Source organism: Pseudomonas sp. GOM7 (assembly GCF_026723825.1).
Lineage (GTDB): Bacteria > Pseudomonadota > Gammaproteobacteria > Pseudomonadales > Pseudomonadaceae > Aquipseudomonas.
In genome coordinates this window covers 2748138-2756414 of sequence record NZ_CP113519.1, presented here as the reverse complement: position 1 = coordinate 2756414, position 8277 = coordinate 2748138, and the positions used below count along the sequence as shown (strand labels likewise).

The 8277-nt window shown below is 58.9% G+C and carries 5 protein-coding genes and 2 pseudogenes; 3 read left to right on the top strand and 4 right to left on the bottom strand.

All coding sequences use genetic code 11. The annotated features are described in order from the left end of the window. The first annotated feature begins 60 nt into the window (after nucleotides 1–60). Nucleotides 61–1233, top strand: coding sequence for a macrolide transporter subunit MacA (gene macA, locus OU800_RS12485; RefSeq protein ID WP_268177594.1), 1173 nt, complete (start codon nucleotides 61–63; stop codon nucleotides 1231–1233). Next, a complete protein-coding gene (locus OU800_RS12480; RefSeq protein WP_268177593.1) occupies nucleotides 1230–3191 on the top strand; it encodes a MacB family efflux pump subunit in 1962 nt (653 codons plus the stop codon). The genes macA and OU800_RS12480 overlap by 4 nt, the downstream gene beginning before the upstream one ends. A gap of 209 nt (nucleotides 3192–3400) precedes the next feature. Here the strand turns inward: OU800_RS12480 and OU800_RS12475 are convergent, their stop codons facing one another. The 4 genes and pseudogenes from OU800_RS12475 to OU800_RS12460 all read right to left on the bottom strand — a co-directional run bounded on the left by OU800_RS12475 (nucleotide 3401) and on the right by OU800_RS12460 (nucleotide 7443). Continuing rightward, nucleotides 3401–4225 carry a LuxR C-terminal-related transcriptional regulator gene (locus OU800_RS12475; RefSeq protein WP_268177592.1) on the bottom strand — a complete coding sequence of 275 codons (825 nt, stop codon included), beginning with the start codon at nucleotides 4223–4225 and terminating at the stop codon, nucleotides 3401–3403. A 689-nt stretch (nucleotides 4226–4914) separates the two neighbouring features. Next, nucleotides 4915–5073 (bottom strand): annotated as a pseudogene (locus tag OU800_RS12470) (IS5/IS1182 family transposase); the annotation flags it as partial. Between the two features lie 114 nt (nucleotides 5074–5187). Continuing rightward, complete coding sequence (locus OU800_RS12465) at nucleotides 5188–6588, bottom strand: efflux transporter outer membrane subunit (RefSeq protein WP_268177591.1); 1401 nt, start codon at nucleotides 6586–6588, stop codon at nucleotides 5188–5190. Nucleotides 6589–6651: 63 nt separating this feature from the next. Next, complete coding sequence (locus tag OU800_RS12460) at nucleotides 6652–7443, bottom strand: helix-turn-helix transcriptional regulator (RefSeq protein WP_268177590.1); 792 nt, start codon at nucleotides 7441–7443, stop codon at nucleotides 6652–6654. A 658-nt stretch (nucleotides 7444–8101) separates the two neighbouring features. Here OU800_RS12460 and OU800_RS12455 point away from each other — a divergent pair. Beyond that, nucleotides 8102–8272, top strand: a pseudogene (locus OU800_RS12455) (GNAT family N-acetyltransferase); the annotation flags it as partial. Nucleotides 8273–8277: the final 5 nt, after the last annotated feature.

Below are 8277 nucleotides of genomic sequence, written 5' to 3'. Positions count from 1 at the left end.
GGCGTTGTTACCTGGGCCCGGCCGCCGGCCGGGCACGTTCTCACACAAGCATGGTTCGATATGGCTAAGTTCAAATACCGAAAGAGCATCATCCTCACCGCCTTGCTGGTCATTGGCGGCCTGGTCTATGCCAGTACGCGTTCGGAACAGACCGCGCCGCAATACCTGACCGCACGGGCGGAGCGAGGTGACATCGAGAACTCGGTGCTGGCCACCGGCATTCTGCAGGGGGTCAAGCAGGTGGATGTCGGTGCCCAGGTTTCCGGGCAGCTAAAAAGCCTCAAGGTCAAGCTGGGCGATGAGGTGAAGAAGGGCCAGTGGCTGGCCGAGATCGACCCGGTGGTGCTGCGCAACTCGCTGCGCCAGGCGCAGGTGAATGCCCAGGAACTGGCGGCCAGGCGCGAGGCGACGCGCGCACAACTGGCCATGGCCAAGGCGGACTATGAGCGCGCGCAGCGGCTGCTGCCCACTGAAGCGGTGTCGAGGAAAGACTACGAAGCTGCCAAATCCGAATTCCAGGTACAGCGCGCCAACCTGCGCGTCCTGGATGCGCAGCTACAGGATGCGAAGATCCAGATCGAAACCGCCCAGGTGAACCTCGACTACACACGCATCAACGCGCCCATCGACGGTACGGTGGTGGGCATCGTCACCCAGGAAGGCCAGACCGTGATCGCCCAGCAGTTAGCGCCGGTACTGCTCAAGCTCGCCGACCTTAGCACCATGACGGTCAAAGCCCAGGTCTCGGAGGCCGATGTGATCCACATCAAGCCGGGCCAGGAGGTGTACTTCACCATCCTGGGCGAGCCCGACAAACGCTATCACGCCACGCTGCGCGGTATCGAACCGGCGCCGCAGAACTTCCTGGAAACCCAGGCCAACAGCAGTTCGCGGCAGAACACTGCAGTGTTCTACAACGCGCTGTTCGACGTTCCGAACCCCGAGCAACGCCTGCGTATCTCGATGACCGCGCAGGTGCATATCGTGCTCGACAAGGCCCGCAACGTGCTCAGCGTGCCGGTGGCGGCACTGGGCGCGCAGGGCCAGGATGGCCTTTATGAAGTCCGGGTACTCGATGCCCAGGGCAAGCCGCAGACCCGCCAGGTGCGCACCGGCATCAACAACTATGTGCGGGTGCAGATCGAACAGGGCCTGGAGGAGGGTGACCAGGTGGTGATCGGCGAGGCAACGCCAGATACCGCGACCGCCAGCACGGCAGGGGGTGGCGCATGAGCGAGCCGCTGCTGGAACTGCGTGGCGTCACACGGCGCTTCAGCGGTGGCGACAAGGACTTCATCGCCCTGGACAACATCGACCTGACGGTGCAGCCCGGTGAGCTGGTGGCCATCGTCGGCGCTTCCGGGTCAGGCAAGTCGACCCTGATGAACGTGCTCGGCTGCCTGGATCGCGCCGACGAGGGCAGCTACAAGGTGGGCGGCCGCGAGGTTAACAGCCTGGCCAACGATGAGCTGGCGGCGCTGCGCCGTGAGCATTTTGGTTTCATCTTCCAGCGTTACCACCTGCTCGGCCACCTCAGTGCGGTCAACAACGTCGAGATGCCGGCAATCTATGCCGGGGTGAGCGAGACCGCACGTACCGATCGTGCCGAGGCACTGCTCAACCGCCTGGGGCTCGGCGGGCACCTGGCCAATCGGCCCAATCAACTGTCGGGTGGCCAGCAGCAGCGGGTGAGCATCGCCCGGGCGTTGATCAACGGCGGCGAGATCATCCTTGCCGACGAACCGACCGGTGCCCTGGACACGGCCAGCGGCCGGGAAGTGATGAATATCCTGCTGGAGCTCAATGCTGCCGGGCGCACAGTGATTCTGGTCACCCACGATGAGAAGGTCGCGGCGCATGCCCGGCGCATCATCGAGATCAGCGACGGGCGTATCGTCGCCGACCGCATCAACCCCGAGCCGATCCAGGCCCAGGCCCCGCAGCCCCAGGCGCTGCCCGACAAGAATCGGCGCAGCAGCCGGCTGACCGCGCGTCTGGAGCTGTTCCGCGAAGCCTTCAGCATGGCCTGGATCGCACTGATCGCCCACCGCATGCGTACCTTGCTGACCATGCTGGGGATCATCATCGGCATCACCTCGGTGGTGTCGATCGTTGCCGTCGGCGAGGGTGCCAAGCGTTATGTACTCAACGACATCGCGGCGATCGGCAGCACCACCATCGAAGTGTTTCCCGGCACTGACTGGGGCGACAGTCGCTCGGCATCGATCGAAACCCTGTCGTTGGGTGACGTGGCGGCGCTGGCGAACGAGTACTACATCGACAGCGCCACGCCCAACGTCGGTCGCAACCTGCTGCTGCGCTACCGCAATCAGGATCTGACCGCGACGGTGAACGGTGTGGGCGACAACTACTTCCGCGTGCGCGGCATCAAGCTGGGCGAGGGGGTAGGGTTCACTGCACAGGACAGCCGACGCCAGGCCCAGGTGGTGGTGATCGACCACAACACCCGAGATCGGCTGTTCCCCAAAGGCACTAACCCGCTGGGCCAGGTGATTCTGGTCGATAACCTGCCATGCACGGTGATCGGCGTGACCGAAGACAAGAAAAGCGTGTTCGTCACCAGCAAGAACCTCAACGTGTGGATGCCCTATGAAACCGCCTCGGGGCGCCTGCTGGGCCAGCGTTACCTGGACAGCATTACCGTGCGGGTCAAGGACGGCCAGCCCAGCAAGCTGGTCGAGGAGAAGGTCACCAAGTTGCTGGAGCAGCGCCACGGCACCAAGGACTTCTTCACCTACAACCTCGACACCATCCTGCAGACGGTGCAGAAGACCAGCCAGTCGCTGGCGCTGCTGTTGTCGCTGATCGCGATCATCTCGCTGGTGGTAGGCGGGATCGGCGTGATGAACATCATGCTGGTGTCGGTGACCGAGCGGACCCGCGAGATCGGTATCCGCATGGCGGTGGGCGCGCGGGCCTCGGACATTCGCCAGCAGTTCCTCGTCGAGGCGGTGATGGTCTGCCTGCTGGGCGGGGTGATCGGTATCGGCTTGTCGTTCGCGATCGGCTATGTGTTCTCGCTGGTGGTGAAAGAGTGGCAGATGGTCTTCTCGCTGGGCTCGATCATCACTGCGTTCCTGTGTTCGACCCTGATCGGCGTCGTGTTCGGCTTCGTGCCGGCACGCAATGCGGCGCGCCTGAACCCGATCAACGCATTGGCGCGGGATTGATTGGCCGAAACCGGCAGCCGCTCTGCACCTAGGAGCGGCTTCAGCCGCGAGGACTGCAAAACCTTCATTGGCAGATGCGCGGGCTTGGCCGGCCTTTTGCGGCTGAATCCGCTAAGCGGAGGAGGGGTGCGGGGAGCTTCAAGGTGGTGGCAGAACGGCTGAATCCAGCCGGCCTGCCACCACCTTGAATAGGTATCCGCAAAGGCCGATCAGGCGCCTCGCAGCAATTGGATGTTTTCTGCCGGGTCACTGGCATGCAGCCAGCGCAACAGGGCGCGGCGGCCATTGATGCTCATCTTCACGGCGGCACGCTTGAAATAGCTTTCCACGGTGCTGACCTTCAGCGCCAAGCGCTCGGCCAGCTCTGGCACCGTATGCCCCGCCAGCAGACCGATGCACACTTCGGTTTCACGCTCGGAAAGCTGCAGTTCGCAGGCGCACAGGCGCTCCTGGAAACGCTCGCGCAGGCCATTGAGGGCGGGAACCTGGGGGGTGCGCCCATGCAGTGCCGTGACATTACCGGTGGACGGCGTGATGCTTGCGATGTGTTCTTCGATGATCGGCAGCAGCATCAGTGCCAGGTCTTTGAGCTTGGCACGCTCCTGGGGCGTGAAGGGTTCGCATGAGGCATTACGGAATACCGAAATCACGCAACGATGCCCATTCTTTTGCTGGTAGGACGCCAGATGCATCTGGCAATGCACAGGAACTTTTACCAGTTCAATATCGACCCGGCCCGCCATGACCCGAGCGTTGTCGGTAGCGCTTTCGTAAAGTTGCGCCGCCTTGAGTTGTTCCAGGCTCAGCACGATGGGCTCCGGAGGCGGGGCGTTATGGGGCGAAGCGTTACCGATGCAGTTCCGAGGTACCGGGCCGGCCACCGGGATACCGGAGCTGGCCCGGTATTGGCTGACGTGCGTCACGTCCACCGGCAGCAAGGTATTGATCAGATCGTGAAGCAACCGTGTGAAATGTCGACTACCGGTGCCAGCTATCACTTTTCCCAAGTGCGGAAAGAGCTGTTGGATGTTCATCAAATCTCCCTTCTAAATTCGATAACCATGACTCAATAATCTAATTGAGTAATGCCAATGCAATAAAAGGCATTAATGAGCTCAAGCGAAAAGGCGTGTGATTCTTAGGAAGGGGGGAGGTACTACGGTGATGAATTATTGGGCATAACCCTGATCTCCTGGATTCGACAGGCAGTTAATGCGTACAAAGCAAAGAGTTATTTGAATAGGGCTAAACGCCATCACTTACCGAGAAGACCAAGTTTGGAACCAAGGTCAGTGAGGCTGGCATTATCTAGCACTACCACCGATATTTCTTCATCCCAGCTCACATTTTGTAATCGGCCCGGACGTTGAAAATAATGACATCAATATGCTATCGCTTAGAACCACATCCTTAAGTCTGCATCCATATAGCAATAGATATTTGTTTTTCAGCGACTTTTGCAACATAAAAAGCGACCACAAACAGCATGAAAAGCGACCACAAACAGTTGTTTGATTTCACCAAACGCTTGTTTGAACTTAGCTAACAAGCGTTTGAATATGGCAAACGGCTGTTTGAATAAAATGGCGCAGATGGATAATGGAAGCACCCGATAAAAAATCGACTTCGGTCGCTGCCGGTTTTGAAAGTGGCCATCTGATCAAAAGCACTCAGATCACCCGCTTGTTTCTCCGTTTCTGCCCTCCAGCCTGCGGAGACCATTGCCTTCCTTGTTCTTGGTCGAACTGGCGCATGAATCAGCGTGGCGTCTACGATGGTGCCCTGGCGTAATGGTAGTCCTCGGTCGCCCGAGGTAGCCATTGATGACACCAAGAATGCCGGCAGCCAGCTTATTCTTCTCCAGCAGTCGACGGAAATTGAGTCATGCGAAGATCATCTATTTCATTGGGTTATCATCCAGCGGCTACCAGGCTGAGTATTTCGCCTGATTCTGGAAGTTACATTCAATGTTTCCCTAAGTAACCGCTCGATAAATCTATAACGCCTGGGGCGGCTGCCAATCGCCCCCCAGAGCCTTGTAAAGGTTGACCTCGGCTGTTAGCTGAGCGAGGCGAACATCAATCAACGAACTTTGCGCACTGTACAAAGAGCGTTGGGCATCCAGGAAAGTCAGGCTGCTGTCGAGTCCCTCTCGATAACGTGATTCGGCGAGCCGGTAGTACTTCTCGCTGGCCTTGACCAGTTCAAGCTGAGCGCTGACTTGTTGTCGGTAAGTCTGACGCGCGGCCAAACCATCGGACACTTCCTGAAACGCGGTCTGAATACTTTTCTCGTATCGCGCGACGCCCATGTCTTTCTGGATCTTGGCGTAATCGAGGCTGGCGCGCAGATTGCCGGCATTGAACAGCGGGATGTTGATCTGCGGCTGGAAGGTCCAGGCTTTGGAGCCTGCCTTGAACAACCCGGACAGCTCGCTGCTGGCCGTGCCGCCATTGGCGGTGAGGGTGATGCTAGGAAAGAACGCCGCCCGGGCCGCACCGATATTGGCATCGGCCGCCCTGAGCTGGTGCTCGGCCTGCAGGATGTCCGGTCGGCGTTGCAGCAACTGCGAGGGCAGGCCGGCCGGCATCTGGGCGATCAGGCCATCACTGATTGGCTCGCTAGGGACGGTTACCTGTACGGGTGCGCCGGTGAGCAGTTGCAGGTTGTTCTGACCCTGCTCCACTTGTCGCTGATATTGCGCCACCCGTGCCCGGGCCCCCTCAACCTGGGTGCTGGCCTGGCTCTGGGCCAGGGCCGTGGCATCTCCGGCACTGAGCTGCTGAGTGGTCAGCGACAGGCTCTTTTCGTAGGTCTCCAGGGTCTGTCGTGCCAGCGCCAGTTGTTCCTGGTCTGCCCGCCAGGTCAGATAGGCCGTGGCAACGTTGCCGATCAGGCTCAGCCGGGTGCTGCGCTGGGCCTGTTCCTGGGCAAGATATTGCTCAATCTTTTCCTGGCTCAGGCTGCGGTTGCGGCCGAACAGATCCAGTTCGTATGCGCTGATTCCCAGCCCGACCGAGTAATTGCCCCCCGTACTGCGTACCCCCAAAGGGGCCAGATCCGGCGGTACACTCTGGCGGGTGCCGGAAGCTTGCACTGAAACGCTGGGAAACAGCGCACTGCGCTGGATGCGGTATTGCGCCTGAAAGGCCTGCATATTGAGCAGTGCAACACGCAGATCACGATTGCTGGCAATTGCCGTGTCCAGTAGCTGCACCAGGGCCGGGTCGCGGAACACGTCCTGCCAGCCGTATCCCACTGCGTCGCCAGGGCTCAGCGCTGCGCTGCTCTGGGCGTAGGTTTCAGGCACTGGTGAAGCAGGGCGATGGTAATCGGGAATCAGTGAGCAACCGCTGAGCAATGCGAGCGTCAGCCAAGCGGGGGAATAGCGAAACATGGGCGCAACCTTTTCTGAACTACCTGCGAGCTTCGGTCAATGAAGGAGGCTTGGTAGCGGCGCTCAACCGCCCTGGCTCATCCCGATCATCCATTTGACCAGTCCGTGACGTCCCTTCACCCCTAGTTTGGCAGCCGCACGCTTCAAATAGGTTTCAATGGAGCTGTTTTTCACATGAAGTTTTTCAGCCATTTCCGGGACGGTGGCGCCGGCCAGCAGACCCAGGCAGATCTCGCGCTCACGCATCGATAGCTGGGTATCGGTGAGTTTGAGCTTCTCGTTGAAGTTGCGTTGCAGCTCTCGCCCTCCGGAAGTGTCGGGCGTCATCTGCGGCAGGTCACAGAGTTCCCGGGTCGCCTGGGCATGACGTTCAAGCAACGGCAGCAGCGTTTCTGAGAAATTTTTCAGAAACGAAAGCTCATGAATGGAGAAGTCTTTCTGCGGGGTATGACGGTGTAGAGAAATCAGCCAGTAACGATTGGACTTTCTGGAGGCGACGTTACAGCACCAGGCATCAAGGCAGGGAGTCGGCTCCTTGATCATCGCGTTGGGGTACTTGTTATGTATGAGCGGGGCTTCTTCAGATTCGAGCAAGCGTCCCAGCAGCCAATCATGATCCTGGGGGCAAGTTTCAGAGACGGCTGGCGCAGTACCGATAAGCCAGGTATTGATCACCTTGCGCTCGTTTTCATCAATGGTCCATTCACTGATCTGGGTCAGGTCAATGGGCACCGAATCATTAATCAGCTCGTGCATATGAGACACGAAGTCATGGCTGCCTACACTTGATATCAAGCGCCCCAGGGCCAAGAAGTAGGCGGAACGCTTACCTGTTTCCTGTAGTTTGGAATTCATCGTTCCCTCTCGTCACAGGCTCCGGTACACCGCTGTCCGTAGCGCTTTACATTAAACGTCTACAGTGCCGAGCCATGCAGTGATTCGGCCATCTGATGCGTCGAAACTACAGAGTGAACCAAGGGGTGTCTGTCGCCGAAAACAGGGACAAAAGCTTATAGTCAATCCGCCAGTATCCTGCTAACTCCAGGACTTGTCCCGGTTTAAGGGGACAGACACCAAGCCGACGTCAGGCCTGGAGTAAATGGGCTCTCTGAAGAGTTTTACCGACTTTAGTTCGCGAGCGTAACTCTGCGGCCGGCCAATTAACGAGGGCCTGAAATAGGCCACCATTTCTGACTGATTTCGGTCGCTACCGTTTTGAAAGAGGCAGCCTGATCAAAAACCGGTCAGGCCACCCCCGGCGGGCGCAAAAGCTGAGTGCAACACCTGACCATTCCAGTACGGTGTGTAAATCAGGACGGTGAACAAGTGACCTATGACTCAGAGGCCAAGATGAGAAGAGTATCTCTGCGCTGCTTTGGAGGAGCTCCCAGTGCGTGTAGCGCGTTTGCCTACAAGCTCTTTTGAGCTCCTTTCCGATGAACTCATCACCAGGCGGTGTAGCGGTGTAGCGGGCTATATCACGGATGAGAAGAGCGTCTTGGGGTTTACCCCGAACGCGGACAGCCGCGCCGGGAAGCATTCGGTGTGTTCCGACATCGGCGCCGCCATCCTGGGTTATCAGGAGGGGGACGCCATCGATTGGCGGATTTCCGACCGAACCCGCTGCATCGAGATCAGAAAGGTACTTTACCAGCCGGAAGCGGCGGGCGACTTCCATCTGTAATCGCA